The organism is Pseudomonas sp. Sample_14 (genome assembly GCF_004307515.1).
Lineage (GTDB): Bacteria > Pseudomonadota > Gammaproteobacteria > Pseudomonadales > Pseudomonadaceae > Aquipseudomonas > Aquipseudomonas atacamensis.
Map to the genome: position 1 here is coordinate 63,981 of NZ_RCOC01000092.1, position 19,352 is coordinate 83,332.

At 60.0% G+C, this 19,352-nt stretch carries 16 protein-coding genes; 5 read left to right on the forward strand and 11 right to left on the reverse strand.

Going from position 1 to position 19,352, the window contains the following annotated elements:
• Nucleotide 1 precedes the first annotated feature (1 nt).
• Nucleotides 2-4,825: an NEL-type E3 ubiquitin ligase domain-containing protein gene (locus tag D8U61_RS21875; RefSeq protein ID WP_130927663.1), complete on the reverse strand. Its 4,824-nt coding sequence runs from the start codon at nucleotides 4,823-4,825 to the stop codon at nucleotides 2-4.
• Nucleotides 4,826-5,143: 318 nt separating this feature from the next.
• On the opposite strand from D8U61_RS21875, the gene D8U61_RS21880 reads away from it, so the two are divergent.
• The 4 genes from D8U61_RS21880 to D8U61_RS21895 all read left to right on the forward strand — a co-directional run bounded on the left by D8U61_RS21880 (nucleotide 5,144) and on the right by D8U61_RS21895 (nucleotide 10,416).
• A complete protein-coding gene (locus D8U61_RS21880; RefSeq protein WP_130927664.1) occupies nucleotides 5,144-6,916 on the forward strand; it encodes an N-acetylglutaminylglutamine amidotransferase in 1,773 nt (590 codons plus the stop codon).
• Between the two features lie 3 nt (nucleotides 6,917-6,919).
• Nucleotides 6,920-8,668, forward strand: a complete 1,749-nt coding sequence (gene ngg, locus D8U61_RS21885; RefSeq protein WP_130927665.1) for an N-acetylglutaminylglutamine synthetase — start codon at nucleotides 6,920-6,922, stop codon at nucleotides 8,666-8,668.
• Between the two features lie 159 nt (nucleotides 8,669-8,827).
• Nucleotides 8,828-10,018 (forward strand): osmoprotectant NAGGN system M42 family peptidase, encoded by a 1,191-nt coding sequence (locus tag D8U61_RS21890; RefSeq protein WP_125926384.1) that lies wholly within the window; start codon nucleotides 8,828-8,830, stop codon nucleotides 10,016-10,018.
• Between the two features lie 170 nt (nucleotides 10,019-10,188).
• Nucleotides 10,189-10,416 carry a YheU family protein gene (locus D8U61_RS21895; RefSeq protein WP_003172962.1) on the forward strand — a complete coding sequence of 76 codons (228 nt, stop codon included), beginning with the start codon at nucleotides 10,189-10,191 and terminating at the stop codon, nucleotides 10,414-10,416.
• A 5-nt stretch (nucleotides 10,417-10,421) separates the two neighbouring features.
• Here D8U61_RS21895 and csrA read toward each other — a convergent pair whose 3' ends face one another.
• From csrA to D8U61_RS21910, 3 genes are all read right to left on the reverse strand, one after another.
• On the reverse strand, nucleotides 10,422-10,607 hold the full coding sequence (csrA, locus tag D8U61_RS21900; protein ID WP_024013891.1) for a carbon storage regulator CsrA: 186 nt from the start codon (nucleotides 10,605-10,607) through the stop codon (nucleotides 10,422-10,424).
• 133 nt (nucleotides 10,608-10,740) lie between these two features.
• On the reverse strand, nucleotides 10,741-11,073 hold the full coding sequence (locus tag D8U61_RS21905; protein WP_125926385.1) for a YnfA family protein: 333 nt from the start codon (nucleotides 11,071-11,073) through the stop codon (nucleotides 10,741-10,743).
• Nucleotides 11,074-11,136: 63 nt separating this feature from the next.
• On the reverse strand, nucleotides 11,137-11,952 hold the full coding sequence (locus tag D8U61_RS21910) for an SDR family oxidoreductase (protein WP_125926386.1): 816 nt from the start codon (nucleotides 11,950-11,952) through the stop codon (nucleotides 11,137-11,139).
• 331 nt (nucleotides 11,953-12,283) lie between these two features.
• On the opposite strand from D8U61_RS21910, the gene D8U61_RS21915 reads away from it, so the two are divergent.
• Complete coding sequence (locus D8U61_RS21915) at nucleotides 12,284-12,436, forward strand: DUF3309 family protein (protein WP_003183939.1); 153 nt, start codon at nucleotides 12,284-12,286, stop codon at nucleotides 12,434-12,436.
• 72 nt (nucleotides 12,437-12,508) lie between these two features.
• Here D8U61_RS21915 and D8U61_RS21920 read toward each other — a convergent pair whose 3' ends face one another.
• From D8U61_RS21920 to D8U61_RS21950, 7 genes are all read right to left on the reverse strand, one after another.
• Entirely contained in the window at nucleotides 12,509-14,602 is a 2,094-nt protein-coding gene (locus D8U61_RS21920; RefSeq protein WP_056788312.1) for an LTA synthase family protein, read from the reverse strand.
• A gap of 314 nt (nucleotides 14,603-14,916) precedes the next feature.
• Nucleotides 14,917-15,522, reverse strand: coding sequence for an START domain-containing protein (locus D8U61_RS21925; protein ID WP_056788309.1), 606 nt, complete (start codon nucleotides 15,520-15,522; stop codon nucleotides 14,917-14,919).
• 40 nt (nucleotides 15,523-15,562) lie between these two features.
• Nucleotides 15,563-15,817 carry a YkgJ family cysteine cluster protein gene (locus D8U61_RS21930; protein WP_016770949.1) on the reverse strand — a complete coding sequence of 85 codons (255 nt, stop codon included), beginning with the start codon at nucleotides 15,815-15,817 and terminating at the stop codon, nucleotides 15,563-15,565.
• 163 nt (nucleotides 15,818-15,980) lie between these two features.
• A complete protein-coding gene (locus tag D8U61_RS21935; protein ID WP_130902165.1) occupies nucleotides 15,981-16,454 on the reverse strand; it encodes a translation initiation factor 2 in 474 nt (157 codons plus the stop codon).
• Between the two features lie 78 nt (nucleotides 16,455-16,532).
• Nucleotides 16,533-17,972, reverse strand: coding sequence for a PLP-dependent aminotransferase family protein (locus D8U61_RS21940; RefSeq protein WP_024013893.1), 1,440 nt, complete (start codon nucleotides 17,970-17,972; stop codon nucleotides 16,533-16,535).
• Between the two features lie 201 nt (nucleotides 17,973-18,173).
• Entirely contained in the window at nucleotides 18,174-18,986 is an 813-nt protein-coding gene (locus D8U61_RS21945; protein WP_016770951.1) for an OmpA family protein, read from the reverse strand.
• Nucleotides 18,983-19,345 carry a DUF4398 domain-containing protein gene (locus tag D8U61_RS21950; protein ID WP_038860459.1) on the reverse strand — a complete coding sequence of 121 codons (363 nt, stop codon included), beginning with the start codon at nucleotides 19,343-19,345 and terminating at the stop codon, nucleotides 18,983-18,985. The genes D8U61_RS21945 and D8U61_RS21950 overlap by 4 nt, the downstream gene beginning before the upstream one ends.
• Nucleotides 19,346-19,352: the final 7 nt, after the last annotated feature.

Genomic DNA, 19,352 nt, shown 5'->3' on the forward strand with positions numbered 1-19,352 from the left:
ATCAGATGTCCGGCATCACACAGAGGCCGAGATCCATCAGGCGTATCGACTCTTCGGTCAGGCGCTTGATCACTGCCTCTTGCGCCTGCTCCTTTTCAAGCTGGAGGGCATTCGCCTGACTCACATAGTCGGCACTGAGCAGGGTGTCGGCCTGCTCATCGAGGGCACTCATGCGCGGCGCGAACGATTCATCGATCATTGAAAATTTGCGCGTAAACGTACGCTTCAGATAATCACGCCAGAACGTTCGCTCCTGCATGTATTTCAGCCATTGCGGGGAAAGTTCGGCAGTCATCACGCGATTTCTGGCGACCTCAAGATCAGCGGCTGTCACGCCACTCTGGGCATCGAACAGCATACCTTTCGGTTGACCGCGCAGCCCCAGCTCATCGGTCAGACCGATGCGATAAGCAAGGTTCATTTCCAGTGCATCGACCTTCGGCGCCCGGAGCGAATGCTCCAGGGCAATTTCTTCCAGCTTGTCCAGCCTGAACAGACTGCGGCCCAGTTCCAGCAGAGCTTTGGCAGTGACCTTGCGGCCGCTTGCCGCGCTGGTTACCCGCTCGACTTCCACCTCGACTTCCAGGCGACTGAACACCAGCGTTGCGTTGTCGGTGCAATGAAGCGGATCGGCAGCCGTGTCGAGCACTTGTTCACACAGCGGCCCGTCAGCTTCGGCCGCCTTCAGTACCGCCCAGACGCGTCGCTGCAAGTCGGCGCTGGCCTTTTTCCCGTCCGCGGTATCGCCCAGTTGCGCCAGCACGGTGAACAACCCATCGGCCTTCGGCTCGTTTCGCAATGCCGTCCAGATCCGCGTCTGTTCTGCCCACTCCTCGCCACTGTTCTTGGTCAACCAGAGCGAGCGGGCGTGTTGCTCGTTCATCCTGGCGATGTCATCGGGGAGGTAGTCCATACCGATGCCGAAATTATCGCGATAGTTTTCCAGATGCGTTTTGCTGCGTTCGGAAAAAGGATTCAGTCCCAGCTTGAGTGCGCTGGTGAAATGGCGTGTTTTCTGGAATAACCAGTCGGGCAGCTCTTTGATTTTATTCCCGGTCAGGTTCATCAATTCAATGTGGACGGAATTGGACAGGCCTTCTGGCAGCTCCGTGATGCCGGTGTCTTGCAAGGACAAGCGGCGCAGTTGCGTCATTTGACTGAAATCAGGGGTGGCGCCCAACGGATTCTTGTCCAGATTCAGGTAGCGTAAAGCGCTCAGCCTGTTCAGCTTCGCCAGGGTCTGCTCGGTCAGCTTGAGCTGATTGTTTGCCAAGCTCAGCCGTTGCAGACGCGGCATGTGCGACAACACTTCAGGCAACCGGGTGATCGTGTTGCTGCCCAGTTCCAGTAGCTCGAGCTGTTTGAAGGACTTGAGGAAGTGCGCGACATCATCACCCAGCGCCATGTTGCGCATCGACAATTGCTCTATGTGGTCGAAGCTCACCGACGGCGGCAATGTTGGCACCTTACCGATGCGCATGCCGTCAAGGTTGAGGGTACAGAGGCTTTTTCCCTCTTCGTTGGTGGCCCAATGAAAGCGTCGAAATCCTTCTTCGATCAACTCGGCGGCGATTTTCCGGCTGTGCCGCGCTTCGGCCAGATCGCCCCCCATGGCTTTCAGTGCGGCGGCATCTTCGCTCCAGACAAACAGCGCGTCACGCAGGGTCTGCAGATCCTGACGCAGGGCTTTGATGCGGGTCGCACGGCTCAACGGATCATCGCCCAGCTCATCGAGCAATTGGCTGAGCTGCTGCTGATTCAAGCGTGGATACAGTTTTCGCGCCTTGCGCAGCAGCGCCCGCGAATGCTCCGTCCCGGCAGCCTGATCGCTCTGCATGCAGGCCGGCTCGACAAGCCGAGGCTCAAACGTGCCGCGAACCAATGTCTGCGCCGTCTCCTCGCGTTCATCCAGCGCCGCATCGAGCAATTTGCTGCGCAAGCGCACGGTGTCGGCCTGCGCAGACTCGCCCAACCCGGCGGCCGTCCGCTGACGCAACGGCAGCGCTTTGAGAATCGCGCTGTACAGATCCCCCGGCGCTGCTGCCACTTTGCCAAGTGACTTGCCGTCGCCACTGAACGCCTCGTAACCGGCAGCAGACTTCACCAGCAAGCAGGTATTTGCGGGTTTCGCAGAGGCAGCGCCGATGGCTTCCAGGATTGGCCCGGCGAGTGTCTTGTCACGCACTTGCAAGCGCAATTGCGCATCCCAGCCGCTCAGTCGTGGCAGCAACTGAATGGCCAGTTTGTCGGTATCGGCATTGGCCAGTCGTGGCCAATGCAAACCTGCCAGGGCACGATCGAGTCGCACTGCGTTGATGTTTTGCCTGACGCGCTGCCCCATCCGTAACGGCACCTGCCCGGTCTCGCGCAGATGCAATCGTTCGATACTCGGCGCGCGCTCGATCACCTGCTGCCCATGGCGCGTCGCAATGGCGGCAAAGACCTTGCGCAACTTCAGCACATCGTCCGCCTCGCTCCGGTCATAACGCTGATACATACGCTCAAGCACCTCACGATGATCCGTCTTCAGCGCCGCGCCGAGCTTCTTCGCCAGCGCCGACTCTTCCAGACTGGCGGCGGTTTTACTGCCGAGCAGAGCATCGACTTCGTTCTGGTACAGGCCATCAATGACCGTTCGCAGCAACTGCCCCGCCGCCAGTTGTTCACGGCTGACTGCCACGCTCAGAGCTTCGTCGGGCTCGCGGGTCAATGGATAAGTTGCCTCGACGCTGCCATCGGCGTTGGTCACCTCGATGTAGCGGTCGGTTGGCCAGCCCTTGAGCTTGGGCAATGCGTGCAATTGCTCCTCGGCAGGCTGGCCGGAATGTACTTCGCCGGCCTGCAGTTCGCGGGTCAGCTGGCGCAGTTGACGGGACAGACGCACGCGTTCCACCGTGTCGCGCAGACGCTCCGGCAACGCCAGGTTATCGTTGAACGCCTGGAGCAATTGGTCATGACTGGTGCCACTGAGCCGACGCATGTCATCCAGGTCGCTGTCGGTGAATTCGCTCAGGTGCGGGTCGATGCGTTTGAGTGCGTACGCAGAACTGCCCCACTCCTCGGGCTCTTCGCCAGGAATGCGCCAGCCGCCCTCAACGTGTCGGGCCAACTCCGGGGCATAGGCGTCAGCGCGACTGGCATGCTCCAGACGCCACAGGCTGGCATCGGCATCGTAACTGCCGGCAAAGAATCGATGATCGACACGCCCAAGGGTTTTGCGGCCCACCTGATAAAACTCCTTGGAGCTGGCATCAATGGTGAATCCCGCCGGGAGTGAATGCTCATAGGCAACGAGATCGGGCTTCCACAGACGTGCCTTGCCTGCGTGATTGAGGATGGCCCGAAATTGCCCGAAGAACTCCGGGTGCGAGCGCAGCAGTTTGCCGCCCAGCGTGCCCAACGCCTTCTGCCCGCCGGCAAACGCCGCCATCAGCGCAATGTTCTCCACCACGCTGAGCAGGTGCGAAAGCGCTTGCTGATGATCGCCACGCTGCCAGTCTTCGACCCCTTCATACACTTCGCCGAGCAATTGCCCGACCGCAACGCCCATCATCAGTTGGCCAAGGACCGGCACAAACATGCCTGCCACTGACGCGATGGTCAGGCCCAGCTGGAGAAAATCCAGCAGACGTTTCTGGCGTGCGTCCTCATCGATATCTGCCGTTGGCACCGCCAGTTTGCGCGCATCGATCTGTAATTTGCCGACGTGACTCTGCACCATGAAATCAAAAAGCGGGACACTCATCGACAGTTGCTTGATGAGGCCCAACTCGCCTTTTTCCTCGAACGTTTTGAAGAAATCGGCCTTGTCATCCTCATCAAGGCATCGACCGAAATAATCCTTGTAGTCCGGTTTGCGCAGTTGTTGCGTGAGATAGTTTTTGAAGGCATTGAAGCTCGGATATTCGTACAACGCCCTCTCGGGCTCGCCCGCCATGTAGACCAGGCAACCATCCTCGGGATGCTCCTGCACCGAGCGCGCGCAGAACACCACGACGCCCCACACGCAGCTGTCCAGTATCTCGATGCCCTGCATGATCATCGGGTCGTTGCCGTGGCGCAGGGTTGCCGACGCCACGCCCTGGGCATCAATCAGATCCTGCAGCATGCGCAATCCCTGCGGAGTGATATCAGCCTTGAGCGCGGCCAAATGAGCGTCGAGCTGCAACAGGTTTTTTTTCATCGCGCCAATGTCGCGGGTCAGGACACTGCTGGTCACGACTTTGCCGTCGGCATCGCGCAGGCCGAAGACTTGCTGGAAATGTTGCTGATATTTCTTGCCGAGGTCGAGCGTGCGGCACAACGCGGCGAACGCCTGCGGTGTCAGGCCCTGCACTCCCGCAGGCGCACTGGCAATGCGCACGACACTGCCGGACGGGAAACCATCGGCTTGCTCCTCGTCTTCAGTGAAGTTCTGCATCGCCGCCTGCAGCAGGGTTTGCGCGGCGTGTTTTACAACATCGATACCCGCCTGGTTGGTCGCCGTCGCGTCGCAGCCGCAATCGTCACCCGGCAGACTGAGCACATCCTGTTCGACGTCATAGACCGCCGGCCACTTGGCGTTCAACGCAGCGGTGAGTTCTTTTTTGCAGAAACCGCGCAACGATTGCAATCCGGCCAGATCCTTGGCCACTTTGAGCTGCAGGCGATGCAGCTCGCGAGCGGTCTGATCCAGCGTCGCCAGCGTGTCGGTCGAAGCCTTGAGCAAATAAGGCGGCAGACTTTTCTCCAGGGCTTCGGCCGTGTCGAGGTCTGCGGTGGCTTCCAGCAGCGTGCCGAGCACTGAAGATGGAGCAAGGTTTTGTTTCTGTTGCTGCACTGACATGGCAATAGTCCTTTATTGCTGTTGGGGCTTTCGACCTTAGCGATGGTGTGAATGAATTGATAATGGAAAAAACTGCTGGCAAATGCCGCAAACACACGCAGTTTTTCGGCCTATAAAACAGCCCGCTACCGCCCCGAATAAAAAACCGACGAGCGCTGCCAGGGCGCCCTCTATCACCGACCAGCAGAGGCCGTAACGCCGCGCTTATAACTTATCGATCTAAAACTCCGCCTACCGTGACAGGTCAGTTTCTGAGTACCCGCACTTTTCGCGTGGTACGGCTTGACCTTCCCCAACGGAAAAACCGGTAAGGACTTTATGTGCGGATTAGCTGGCGAGTTACGTTTTGATCAACAACCTGCAGACCTTGCAGCGATCGAGAGAATCACCCATCACCTGGCCCCTCGCGGCCCTGACGCGTGGGGCTTCCATGCCCAAGGGCCGATTGCCCTGGGTCATCGACGCCTGAAAATCATGGACCTGTCGGACGGCTCGGCGCAGCCGATGATCGACAGCCAACTGGGCCTGTCCCTGGCGTTCAACGGCGCGATCTACAACTTCCCGGAACTGCGCGCAGAGCTTGAAGCACTGGGTTATGCCTTCTATTCGGGTGGCGACACCGAAGTGCTGCTCAAGGGTTATCACGCCTGGGGCGAGGCACTGCTGCCGAAGCTCAACGGCATGTTCGCCTTCGCCATTTGGGAGCGTGATGCCCAGCGCCTGTTCATCGCCCGTGACCGTCTCGGCGTGAAGCCGCTGTACCTGTCGCGCACTGGCCAACGCCTGCGCTTCGCCTCGGCATTGCCAGCGCTGCTCAAGGGCGGCGACATCAACCCGATCCTCGATCCGGTGGCGCTCAATCACTATCTGAACTTCCACGCGGTGGTGCCTGCGCCGCGCACCTTGCTGGCCGGTATCGAAAAACTGCCGCCGGCCACCTGGATGCGCGTTGAGGCCGATGGCCGCACCGAGCAGAAAACCTGGTGGACCCTGCCCTACGGTCCGAATGAAGACGAGAAAAACCTCAATCTGGAAGACTGGGTCGATCGCGTCCTCGACAGCACCCGCGAAGCGGTGGCGATTCGTCAGCGTGCAGCAGTGGATGTCGGTGTGTTGCTTTCGGGCGGTGTCGATTCGAGCATGCTCGTCGGCCTGTTGCGCGAAGTCGGCGTAGAAAATCTGTCGACCTTCTCCATCGGTTTCCAGGATGCCGGCGGCGAGCGCGGCGACGAGTTCCAGTATTCGGACCTGATCGCCAAACATTACGGCACCCGACATCACCAGTTGCGCATCGACGAGAAGGAAATCATCGAGCAACTGCCCGCCGCGTTCCGGGCGATGAGCGAGCCGATGGTCAGCCATGACTGCATCGCGTTCTATCTGTTGTCCCGCGAAGTGGCCAAGCACTGCAAAGTGGTGCAGAGCGGCCAAGGCGCGGACGAATTGTTTGCCGGTTACCACTGGTATCCGCAGGTCGACGGCGCAGCGGACCCATACGCCGCCTACCGCGATGCGTTCTTCGATCGCAGCTACGACGACTACGCGGCGACCGTTCAGCCGAAATGGCTGGTCGACCACGATGCGGCGGGCGATTTCGTCAAACAGCACTTTGCCCAGCCTGGCGCCGATGCTGCCGTGGACAAGGCGCTGCGCCTGGACAGCACGGTGATGCTGGTCGATGACCCGGTCAAACGCGTGGACAACATGACCATGGCCTGGGGCCTGGAAGCGCGTACGCCGTTTCTCGACTATCGACTGGTCGAATTGTCGGCCCGTGTGCCGGGCAAATTCAAGCTGCCCGATGGCGGCAAGCAAGTGCTGAAAGAAGCTGCGCGCCGGGTCATTCCAAGCGAAGTGATCGACCGCAAGAAAGGCTACTTCCCGGTGCCGGGTCTCAAGCACTTGCAGGGCGACACGCTCAATTGGGTGCGCGAGCTGCTGCTGGATCCGAGCCAGGATCGCGGCCTGTTCAACCCGAGCATGCTCGACAAGCTTCTGACTGATCCGCAAGGCCAGCTGACCCCGTTGCGCGGCTCGAAACTGTGGCAACTGGCAGCCCTGAACCTGTGGCTCAGTGAACAAGGAATCTGATTGATGAAACCCCATGCCACGTCCATCAACCAACGCCTGTTGCGTGGTCAGGCCCCCTCGTATGAACGTTTGCAGGCGCGCCTGGCCGAAGACGGCAGCGAGCCTGCCACCGCCCCGATTGCCGTGCATTGCGGTTGGGGCCGGCTGCTGATCGGTCACACCTTTCCCGACCCGGCGTCACTGGCGCAGGAGCTGCTCAACGAGCAACCCGGCGAACGCGATATCGCCCTGTATGTTGCCGCACCGCAGCAGATTCTGGGTCTCGAGCCGACGCAGCTGTTTCTCGATCCATCCGACACCCTGCGTTTGTGGTTCAGCGATTACCGGCAAGCCACGCGGGTGTTTCGCGGCTTCCGCATTCGTCGTGCGCAGAGCGAAACCGACTGGCAGGGCATCAACCGTTTGTACCAGGCGCGCGGCATGTTGCCGATCGATCAGGAGTTGCTCACCCCGCATCATCAGGGCGGCCCGGTGTACTGGCTGGCGGAAGACGAGGACAGCGGCGCGGTGATCGGCAGTGTCATGGGTCTCAATCATGAAAAAGCCTTCAACGACCCGGAACACGGCAGCAGCCTGTGGTGCCTGGCGGTCGACCCGCATTGCTCACGCCCGGGCGTCGGCGAAGTGCTGGTGCGGCATCTGGTCGAGCACTTCATGAGTCGTGGTCTGGCTTATCTGGATCTGTCGGTGCTGCACGACAACCGTCAGGCGAAAAACCTTTACGCCAAACTGGGTTTCCGCAACCTGCCGACCTTTGCCATCAAGCGCAAGAACGGCATCAACCAGCCGCTGTTTCTCGGCCCGGGCCCGGAGGCGAATTTCAATCCTTACGCGCGGATCATCGTCGAAGAAGCGCATCGACGCGGTATCGACGTGCAAGTCGATGACGCCGACGCCGGGCTGTTCACCCTCAGCCATGGCGGCCGTCGCGTGCGCTGCCGCGAGTCGCTGAGCGATCTGACCAGTGCGATCAGCATGACCCTGTGCCAGGACAAAAGTCTGACCCACAAGGTGCTCAAGGCCGCAGGCCTGAAACTGCCGGCGCAGCAACTGGCGGGCAATGCCGACGACAACCTGGCCTTCCTTGATGAGCACCAACGGGTGGTGGTCAAGCCTCTCGATGGCGAACAGGGCCAAGGCGTCGCGGTGGATCTGCGCACCATCGAAGAAGTGCAGAAGGCCATCGAAACGGCGAAGCAGTTCGACAGCCGCGTGCTGCTGGAAAGCTTCCACGAAGGCCTTGATCTGCGCATTGTAGTGATCGGTTTTGAAGTGGTGGCGGCGGCGATTCGCAAGCCCGCCGAAGTGGTCGGCGATGGTCAGCATTCGATCGGTGCGCTGATCGAAGCGCAGAGTCGCCGCCGGCAAGCCGCCACCAGTGGCGAAAGCAAGATTCCGCTGGACCACGAAACCCAACGCACGCTGCATGCGGCCGGTTACGACTACAGCAGCATCCTGCCGGCCGGCGAGCATCTGTTCGTGCGGCGCACGGCCAACCTGCACACCGGCGGGACGCTGGAAGACGTGACCGACATTCTTCATCCAACGCTGGTCGACGCGGCAGTGCGCGCGGCGCGGGCGCTGGATATTCCAATGGTCGGGCTCGATCTGATGGTGCCGGCAGCGGATCAGCCCGAGTACGTGTTCATCGAGGCCAATGAGCGCGCCGGCCTCGCCAACCATGAACCGCAGCCGACGGCGGAACGCTTTGTCGATCTGTTGTTTCCGCATAGTCAGCCGGCTGTTTCTTGAACCATCGTTGTTCCGGCTGACGCCTTCGCGAGCAGGCTCGCTCCCACAGGGGAATGCAATCCAAATGTGGGAGAGAGCCTGCTCGCGAAGAGGCCCTGAACGTCACCACCAATTTTCCTCATCGAAACCATCGGTGTGCTCAACTCATCAGGAGTTTCCATGACCACACAAATCCCTGAACCGGATCTGGCTTACCTGCAAAAAGTCCTGCTGGAAATGCTCGCCATTCCCAGCCCTACCGGGTTCACCGACACCATCGTGCGCTATGTCGCCGAGCGTCTTGAAGAGCTGGGCATTCCGTTCGAAATGACTCGGCGCGGCACGATTCGCGCGACGTTGAAGGGTAAAAAGAGCAGCCCTGACCGCGCGGTGTCGGCGCACCTGGACACCATCGGCGCCGCCGTGCGTGCGGTGAAAGACAACGGTCGCCTGACCCTCGCCCCGGTTGGTTGCTGGTCGAGCCGTTTTGCCGAGGGCAGCCGGGTCAGCCTGTTTACCGACACCGGGGTGATTCGCGGCAGCGTGTTGCCGCTGATGGCGTCCGGGCATGCGTTCAACACCCAGGTCGATGAAATGCCGATCAGTTGGGACCATGTCGAGCTGCGTCTGGACGCCTACTGCACGACCAAGGCCGATTGCGAGTCGCTGGGCATTCATGTCGGCGACGTGGTGGCCTTCGATCCGCTGCCCGAGTTCACCGAAAGCGGCCATATCAGCGCCCGCCACCTCGACGACAAGGCCGGTGTTGCCGCATTGCTCGCTGCTCTGAAGGCGATTGTCGACAGCGGCCAGGAACTGAACATCGATTGCCATCCGCTGTTCACCATCACCGAAGAGACCGGAAGCGGTGCAGCGGCGGCATTGCCGTGGGACGTCAGCGAGTTTGTCGGCATCGACATCGCACCGGTCGCCCCCGGCCAGCACTCGAGCGAACACGCCGTGAGCGTGGCGATGCAGGATTCGGGCGGGCCGTATGACTATCACCTGTCGCGGCATCTGTTGCGTCTGGCTGGTGAACACGAATTGCCGGTGCGCCGTGACATGTTCCGCTATTACTTCAGCGATGCGCACTCGGCGGTCACCGCCGGCCACGACATTCGCACCGCCCTGCTCGCTTTCGGCTGCGATGCCACCCATGGCTACGAACGCACGCACATCGACAGTCTGGCGGCGCTCAGCCGTTTGCTCGGTGCGTACATTCTCAGCCCGCCGGTGTTTGCCAGCGACGCGGCGCCGGCCAATGCTTCACTGGATCGCTTCAGCCATCAGATTGAGCATGACACGCAGATGGAAAGCGAAACCCGCGTGCCGCCGGTGGACAGTCTGGTGGGGCAGCGTTCTGACAGTTGAGCCTTCGGTGAACAGATAACCGCTTTCGCGAGCAGGCTCGCTCCCACAGGGGATCGCATTTCAAAAGTGGGAGCGAGCCCGCTCGCGAATGGGCCGGCAAGACCGATACAGAACTGGCAGAGGAAACCCAATCCCCGTAGCATCCCGACATTGATTTGACCGAGGTGCCCATGCTCATTCCCCACGACGCGCTTGAAGTCGACACCCTCACCCGCCTGATCGAGGATTTCGTCACCCGCGACGGTACCGACAACGGCGATGACACCCCGCTGGAAACCCGCGTCCTGCGCGTGCGTCAGGCACTGACCAAAGGCCAGGCATTGATCGTGTTCGATCCGGAAAGCGAACAGTGCCAGCTGATGCTCAAGCACGACGTACCCAAGCATCTGTTCGACTGAAACCGTCAGCCAGCCTTCGCTGCGGCCTCCTTGCGCTTGATCCGGTCATAGACCTCGGCGCGGTGTACATGGACCTTTTTCGGCGCCTCGACGCCGAAGCGCACGCTGGAGCCGTTGACCGACAGAACACGCAGGGTGATGTCGTCTCCGATTGAAATCAACTCACCGACCACACGGCTGAGTACAAGCATGGGATTCATCCTTCAGGACTGGCAAACCCTGAAGATGCGCGGCTTACAGCGTCTTCACAATCCACGACGAGCAAATCAGTCTTGCCCTACAGCTGCCCACGCCCGCAGCTGTCAGACGCTTCGCACAAAAGCCTCAGGCGGCGGAAAAGCGCGGCCCGAACAGAATGATGCTGGCACCTACCACGCACAGCGCCATGCCGATCCAGTCCGAGCCCAGCGGACGCACCCGCTCGACCACCGCCAGCCAGCCAATCGAAGCAACGATGTACATCCCGCCATACGCGGCATAGGCGCGCCCGGCGTAGGCCGCTTCAACACGGGTCAGCAACAGCGCGAACAGGGTCAGGCTGAGCAACGCGGGAAGCACCCACAACGCACTCTTGCCCTGGCGCAGCCACATGTAGAAGGCAAAACAGCCGGCGATTTCAAACAGCGCCGCAAGGAAGAACCACAAGTAATTGAGCATGGAGGCGTCTCGACAGGGTGACCGTGGCGGCCACCCTAACGACGCGGCGGGCATCGAACAAGATCAAGCGTTGTTTTGTTTGGCCTTGGCGCGCATTTTCTCGGCCATGGAAGTCATTTCGTTGTAGAGCAGTTGCGGATTCTTCTGTTTCAGCGCCCAGGCCATGCGCCCTTGTTCGTGAGGCAGAATCAGGAATTCGCCGGCGGCGACTTGCTGGTAGATGTAGTCAGCAATGTCGGCGGCACTGATCGGCGAACTTTCCAGCAACTTGCCGACCTGGGCTTTCATGGCCGGGGTCGGGCCGCGGAAAGAATCGAGCAAGTTGGTCTGGAAGAACGATGGGCAAACCACATGCACCGCCACTTCCTGCTGCGCCAGTTCGATCAGCAGACTTTCCGACAACGCCACTACGCCGGCCTTGGCCACGTTGTAGTTGCTCATTGCCGGGCCTTGCATCAACGCGGCCATGGAGGCGATGTTGATGATCTTGCCCTTGCTCTGTTCCAGCAGCGGCAGGAACGCCTTGCAGCCCTTGACCACACCCATCAGGTTGATCGCGATCTGCCAGTCCCAGTCTTCCAGCGACAACTCGCTGAAGAAACCGCCCGAGGCGACGCCGGCATTGTTGACGATGATGTCGATGCCGCCGAGCTTCTCTTCGCAGGCCTGGGCGAAGGCGGTGAGCTGGCTGTAATCGCGCACGTCGCAGCGCTGGATGAAGCCGTCACCGCCCGCCTCGCGCACCAGTTTCAGGGTTTCCTGCAGGCCGGGTTCACTGACATCGGACAAGGCCAGCCGCCAGCCTTCACGGGCCCAGCGCAGGGCGATTTCGCGACCCAGGCCTGAGCCTGCACCAGTGATCATCATGCGATTTTGCATAGCGGACAGCCTTGTTGTTCCGGGAAAGATGTGCCGAGTGTAGCGAAGGAACTTCGTTCACCCACGCTCCATCCAGTTGCTGAATGGAGGATCAAAAGATTCCAGCCGTCATTGTTTTCCGGTTGGTCTCATGCAGGAGCTGACGAGTGCAACGAGGCTGCGATCTTTTTGCTGGAAAGGAAATAACCGAGCAATCCAAATACATTAAAAAAAAATTGAATTATTTTTCACCGGCGCAAGTCGGAACATGTAAGCCGGCTGGAATTTAGTTGCTCTCCAGCTGCCCACTGAGCATCAAGACTCTTCCAGACTCTGAACAAGGAAATCACCCATGGGCACAATTCTAATCATCATCCTGATCCTGTTGCTGATCGGTGGTCTGCCGGTCTTCCCGCACTCCAGAAGTTGGGGTTATGGCCCGTCGGGTATTATCGGCGTGGTGTTGGTCGTGCTGCTGGTGCTGTTGTTACTCGGCAAAATATGACGATTTGAAGCTGTAAAAAAAGAGGCCCTTTTGCAAGGGCCTCTTTTTTATTGCGTGGACTTTAAGGAGTGATCAGTCCGGCTTGCCGTGAATGACACCGGCGGTGTTATCGAGCAAGCTCTTGGTCGCGGTTTGCAGGAACGCTTCAAGTTTGAGTTTGAGTTCGGCAGTGCGCGGCGCGTCCGGTACAACTTCGGCGTGCGGATTGGCGCCAAGCTGATATTTCCAGATTTTCGGGCCCATGTCCTTGTCACGCGGCAGCACCAGAATCTCATCGGCGGTGACGATGGCGGTGGTCTGCTCACTGCCCGATGGCTTGATCACACCAAAACCGGTGTCGCCCTGCGGCAGGTTGAGCAGGTCGCGGCCCCAGCACTGGTGACGCACTTCGCCACCGAGGCGGCCCATGATGGTCGGCACGATGTCGATCTGCGTACCCACGGTGTGGTCGCGGGTACCGAACTTCTGCTGAATGCCCGGGGCGATCATCAGCATCGGCACGTTGAAGCGGCCCAGGTCCATTTCGGTGATCTGTCGCTCGTTGCCGAAGCCGTGGTCGCCGACGATGACGAACAGGGTTTCGTTGAAGTACTTCTCTTTGCGCGCCTTCTCGAAGAACTGGCCGAGCGCCCAATCGGAATAGCGCATGGCGGTCAGGTGTTCGTTGAGGCTGCCACGGTCAGTGACGCGCTCGACCGGCAATGGCGTCGGCAAGGCGTACGGCGTGTGGTTGGACAGGGTTTGCAGCAGCGCGTAAAACGGCTTGCCGTTTTCCCGCGCCTTCAGTTCCTGCAGGCCACGATCGAACATGTCCTGGTCGGACACGCCCCAGGTCGGATCGGAGAACACCGGATTGACGAAGTCGTTGCGGCCAACGAAGTTGGTCATGCCCTGGTTGCTGAAGAAGCCCGACTGGTTATCCCAGGCGAAGTCGCCGTTGTAGACGTAGACATCGTCATAGTCGCGGGCGCTGAGCAGCTGCGGCAGACCGGACAGTTTGTGGCTGCCTTCCGGGGTCTGCATCAGGTATTCGAAACCTGGCAGGTTGGGGAAGCAGGCCATGGTCGCGAACATGCCCTGATGGGTGTGGGTGCCGTTGGAGAAGAAACGGTCGAACAGCAGACCTTCCTTCGACAGCTTGTCCAGGTACGGGGTGATATTGCCCGGCGCGCCCAAAGCACCGACCGAGTGACCGGCCATGCTTTCCATCAGGATCACCACGACGTTCTTGATCGGCAGGGTCTTGTCGGCCGGCGGCATGTAGTCGCGGCGAACAGCGGCGATGTCGGCATCGACCAGTTTGTCGTCCGGCATCAGCAGCATGTCGCGCACCACTTGCTGCGCCTGCTCCTGCGGCAGCGTGGCTTTCCAGATGTTGTCGCGGTCTTCGCCCATGCGCGCCTTGGCTGCGGCTACCAGCGACAGCGTGCCATTGAGGCCGAGCTGGTTGGCGAAGTTGGAATCGGTGGTGTAGACGTCACCCCAGCGCATCGGCGGGCCCTGACGCAGGGTGCCGCGAGCGGCGACCACGCAGATCAGCAGGCAGACTACGAACACCGCCAGGCGGGTGTACCACGGCGCAACCTGACGGGAGCTGACGCTGCCGCCGCTGAACGGTCCGCGCGGGCGGGTAGCACGGTCGGCGCCTTTGAACGCCAGGGTCAGAATGACCGTGCCGATTACCCATGCCAGCACGTAGCGCACCACCGGGAAACCGTACCAGAGCATGCTCATTACGGTTTTCGGGTCTTCCTTCACGTACTGGAACACCAGACCATTGAGGCGCTGGTGAAACTCGCGGTAGAAGTCCATCTCCATCAGGCCGAGAAACAGCGCGATGCTCGAGGCGACGGTCAGCCACAGACGGAAGAAACCGCGCGCGGCCATGGCCCGGGCACTGAACAGCGCCAGCACCAGCGGAATGCACAGGTACACCACCAGGCGCAGGTCGAAACGCAGACCGTTGACGAACGCTTCAAGGAAGGTCGCGGCCGGGGTGTCGAGGATCATCTCGCGGTTGTAGACCAGCAGCGCGAGGCGCAGCGCGGAAAACATGACCATCATGACCAGTGCGCACAGCAGCGTGTAGGCCAGATGCGATTTGACGGTCGGTTGCAGCAGGCGAGCAGAAGATCGCTGCTGATTCAGGGCGTCCGGGTTTGCCATGTCGTTTTAGGACCCATTGGAAGTTGAAGTTGCAAAAATACAGCGGTGCCAGGCCCTCTATTGGTCAGTCCAGACCCCGGGGCGTGCGCGGTGCGCAAATGTTGCACGATCGTTCACACCATTGCCATTGATTACTGCCCTGCCCTTCGAGACTTTCATTCAGAGGGCTGACAGCGCAATGGCAGGCAACAAGTGCGGGCGAATTGTCTTGGAGACTTTGTGAAAATTTCGTGCAACGCATATCTGGAAATACAATTTAGAGACAAAACAAAACGCCCCGAACCGGTCGGGGCGTTTTGCTTACAGCGAATTGATTATTTCTCGGCGCGTTCTTTCAGCGCTTTCAGGGTATTGAATGGCGCATCGACCACAAACTTGTTGGCGACCATGGCCGGCACGCTACCGCCCGGCTCGGTGTGCACCTGATAAGTCACTTCAACCTGATCGCCCTTAGGCACGAACTTCCAGAAGCCTTTGACCTGCTGAACCCGCACGAAACCTTTTTCTTCCGGCAGATAGGTCGGTACACCTTCAAGGTTCCGGGTCAGGCTGCCATCGGCACCTTCAACGGTGGTGATCTTCAGCACCGAATCACGCGGGGTCACCGGCCACGGCGTGTTGAATTGCGAATAGGTCCAGCTCAGATCGCCTTCGTGCTTGAGCAGTTTCTGGCTCTTGCACTCGTGAATCCACGCGCAGGCGCCAGAGACGTCTTCCTGCAAGGCGCGCAGTTTGGCAACGGTGGTTTTCATCAGCGCGACGCCTTGGTAGGACTTGTAGTCCGAACCGGGTATTTCGCTCAGGGAAACCTTGATGCCGTCTTCGTTCTTGGCCACTTTCCAGTCTTCTGCGTGGGCGACCGAAGTGGCAAGTACGGCAGTCAGACCACACAACACAGCGATACGGTGCAGCGAACCCATAGTGTTATTCCTTATTGTTGAAGTTCCGTTGGTGAACACATCACGCCGCCGTCATCTGCTCCCACCAGCCGATCAATCTGATCGCTTCTTCCGAACTGCTGCCGCACACCTCGACATCCGCAGCGAAGCCCGAGCACACAGCCGGACGTTCCGGACGGCCGAAAATGCTGCACAGGTTATCGACCGACAGTTGCACGCAACGTTCGCCGGCGGGCTTGCCATCGGGCATGCCGGGAATCGGCGAACTGATGGAGGGGGCAATGCAGCAAGCGCCACAGCCTTCACGGCATTTCATGACGAACAGATCCTCGCGACGGGCGATGTGTAAAGAGACGGGAAACAGAGTAACCGCTAAAACGGCTGTTTCAAATTGCTACAAGCGGCTTTTCAACGATAAGTAAAAGTGACCGGGCAGTCTCCGACGAAGCGTCTGCTCTGCGCGTTGCAGAGGGCTGCATCTATTGCTTGAATTCGAAATCCAGCGCCGCGCCTTCCACATCGCGTCGCGCTTCGTTGCGCAATTGCAACTCCATTTCATTGCTGAGCAAGCGGCCGTTGAGCTGGAAGCCGTTATCTTTTTCGCCAAACATTTGCGGCAGGATCGCCTCGCGTTTGGGCAGTTCTACGGTGCCCTGTGGCTTCAAGTCTTCAACCATATCCTTGGGCAGGCTGAGATCGAGTTTTGCCGGCGGCAATTTGGTCTTGGCCACTTCGCTGGCGGATTTTGACTTCGAGGCCACCGGGCGGCGCTTCTTCACCGTGGCGTTTTTTTTCGCCTGGGCTTTTTTTGCCGGAGCCGCGGTTTTGGTGGCTTTGTTCGTGGTACTGGTCGCTGCCGGTTTTTCCTGGGCTGCGGCCGCCAGGACACCCGGCGCCTGGCCGATCATCAGCAAACCCAGCAGTACCCACGCGGCAGGAACAATGGCTTTCATGGACCCAACGAACTAACGGCAGAGGGCCACATGCTCGCCTGTTGTGCGTCACATGACAAGCCTCAGCGCCCTCCCCGTTCAGAATCCGCCAGCGGTTTCCTGACACAGCTGGGTGGCCAACAGACCCAGCGTCATCAGCGCCCGCTCCGCTTCGCGGTTCCACGGAATGCCGCAATTGAGGCGGATACAGTGGTTGAACTGCTCGGTGTTACTGAAGATCAGCCCCGGCGCGATGCTGATGCCTTGTTGCAGTGCGCGCACATGCAATTCCTGAGTGTTGACCCGCCCCGGCAAACTCACCCACAGGATGAAACCGCCCGTGGGCCGGGACATTTGCGTGCCCTCCGGGAAATGCTGCTGCACCGCCAGCTGAAACGCACTGAGGTTTTTCCGGTATTCCTGGCGGATGTAGCGTAAATGCCGGTCATAACCGCCGTTTTCCAGATACGCGGCAATCGCCATCTGCGTAACGCTGCACGCCGAATGGGTGCTGAAGGTTTGCAGGCGCTGGATTTCCTGTTGGTATTTGCCGGCGATCATCCAGCCGATGCGCACACCCGGTGACAAGGTTTTGGAGAAGCTCGAGCAGTAGATCACCCGATCCAGGCGGTCGTAGGCTTTCAGCGCTTTGGTGCGGCCCTGTTCGAACATCAGTTCGCCGTAGATATCGTCTTCGACAATCTGAATGTCGAAATCCGAGGCCAGACGCAACAACTGTTTCTGCCGCTCTTCCGGCATGGTCCCGCCGAGGGGATTGCTCAGGCGCGTGGTCAGCACCAGCGCCTTGATCGACCATTGGTTGGCGGCCAGTTGCAAGGCTTCCAGGCTCATGCCGGTGGCGGGGTCGCTGGGGATTTCGATGACTTTCAGGCCGAGCAGATCGGCCAGTTGCAGCAGGCCGTAATAGGTCGGCGATTCGGCAGCGATCAGATCGCCCGGCCGGGTCAGCACGCGCAACGACATCTGCAAGGCGTCGACACAGCCGTGGGTGATCACCACTTCCGACGGATCGACAACCACGCCAGCGTCACGCATGCGGATCGCCACTTGCCGGCGCAGCGGCTCGAAGCCGGGGCTGAACATATAGCTGAACGCCCGTGGACTGTGAAACCGAGTGACCTTGGCCAGTTGCTGATGCAGCGCGCGCACCGGCAGATAATCGACACTCGGCACCGCAGCGCCCAGCGGAAACACGCCTTCGCGGCGGGATTCGACCAATACCTGTTGAATGATGCTGCTGCGCGTCACCAGCCCCGGCCGTTCGACCCGGGCGATGTCCGGCGTCGGCGCGGTCAGCGCCGGGGTCTGGTGTACGTAGTAACCCGACTGTGGCCGGGCGCGGATCAGGCCCTGATCCTCAAGGTTGGCGTAAGCCTGCAACACCGTCGCATGGCTGACGTTGAGCTGCGAACTCATCTTGCGCACCGAAGGCACGCGCTCCCCCGGTTGATAGACACCACGGCGGATGTCTTCGGCCAGTTGCTGAGCAATACGTTGGTAGAGCAAGAGATTGGTCATGACGCAGCACTCGATTTCACGGGCGTTTTATTCTTGTCTGAAACAATACCGGAACAGTTTAGAAGTGTACTGGGACAGTTGCCAGATTACTCGACCGTACAGTGCGGTGTCTGCCCCATCTGTACGGTTTTGCGCGGCAATCGACAGACACAAAAAAGCCCGGCACTGCATGACAGTCCGGGCTTTCCAGAGACGCAGCCCTCAGCGGGCGGCGCCGAGCTGGCCTTTTTCGTCAGAGAACACAATCTCTACGCGGCGGTTCTGCGCCCGTCCACGCTCGGAGGCGTTGGCGTCGACCGGGAACTGGTCGCCGTAACCTTCGACCTGAATGCGTTTTTCGTCGATACCCAGATCGACCAGCACGTCAGCCACCGATTGCGCACGATCGCGGGACAGTTTGAGGTTTTCCTGTCGGCCACCGGTGCTGTCGGTGTAACCCTCAATGCGCACCACGCGCTTGGGGTTCAGTTGCAGGAACTGGACGATCTTCAGCACGACGCGGTTGGCCGAGTTTTTCAGTTCCGCCTGGCCGGTGTCGAACAACACGTCGCCGAGGGTCATCACCAGGCCGCGATCGGTCTGCGTGGTGGCCAGCGCGACGATTTGTTCCTCCAGCCACTTGCCTTGTTGCTGCACGCTGAGCAGTTTCGATTCGCGCAGGGCCAGTTGCAGACGCTGACGCTCAAGCTCGAGCTTGGCTGCGCGTTCCTCGTTGAGCGCCTGGTTAGTGTGCTCTCGGGCGATTTCGCTGTAGCGCTGGCTCAGGTAGGCGTAATGCACCACGTCGGCACCGCTGCCCCAATAGGTCGACAGCCGATCAGCGCGGGCCAGGGATTCGCCAGCGCGGATCACGTCTTTCGGCGCGATGCGCAGCACGTTGGAATCTTCCTTGACCTTCTGGAAATCAGCGCCGGCCTGTTGCAGCGCCGCCTCGCTGTGCTGTCCGGCGCAGCCGTAGAGGCTGGCGCAACCGGCGAGAAGCAGAATGCCGAGAGCATTGGACTTGAGGTTCATTGTGCTTCCCCCAGTTGCAGCTGTTTGCGCAGGCGGACAATGCGGGTATTGAGCACATTCAGCTGTTCTTCACTTTTTTTCGTCAGCACCTTGGCCTCGGCCAGACGTGCATCCAGTTCCGCCTGCTCGGCACGCATGCGCGCGTTGCGATAGGACTCGTCGGCCATGCTGCCTTTGGCGCGGTTGTATTTTGTTTCGGCCAGCTGCATTTCCGGCACTTCATCAGCGGTAGCGCCGACTGCCTTGGCCTGCACGATGGCTTGTTCGGTCAAACGCATTTGTTCACTGGGTGCCGGATCGGATGCGCACCCGGCCAGGGCCAGAACGGCCACTGCCGCGAAAAGAGGTCGAATACTCACTAAGAAT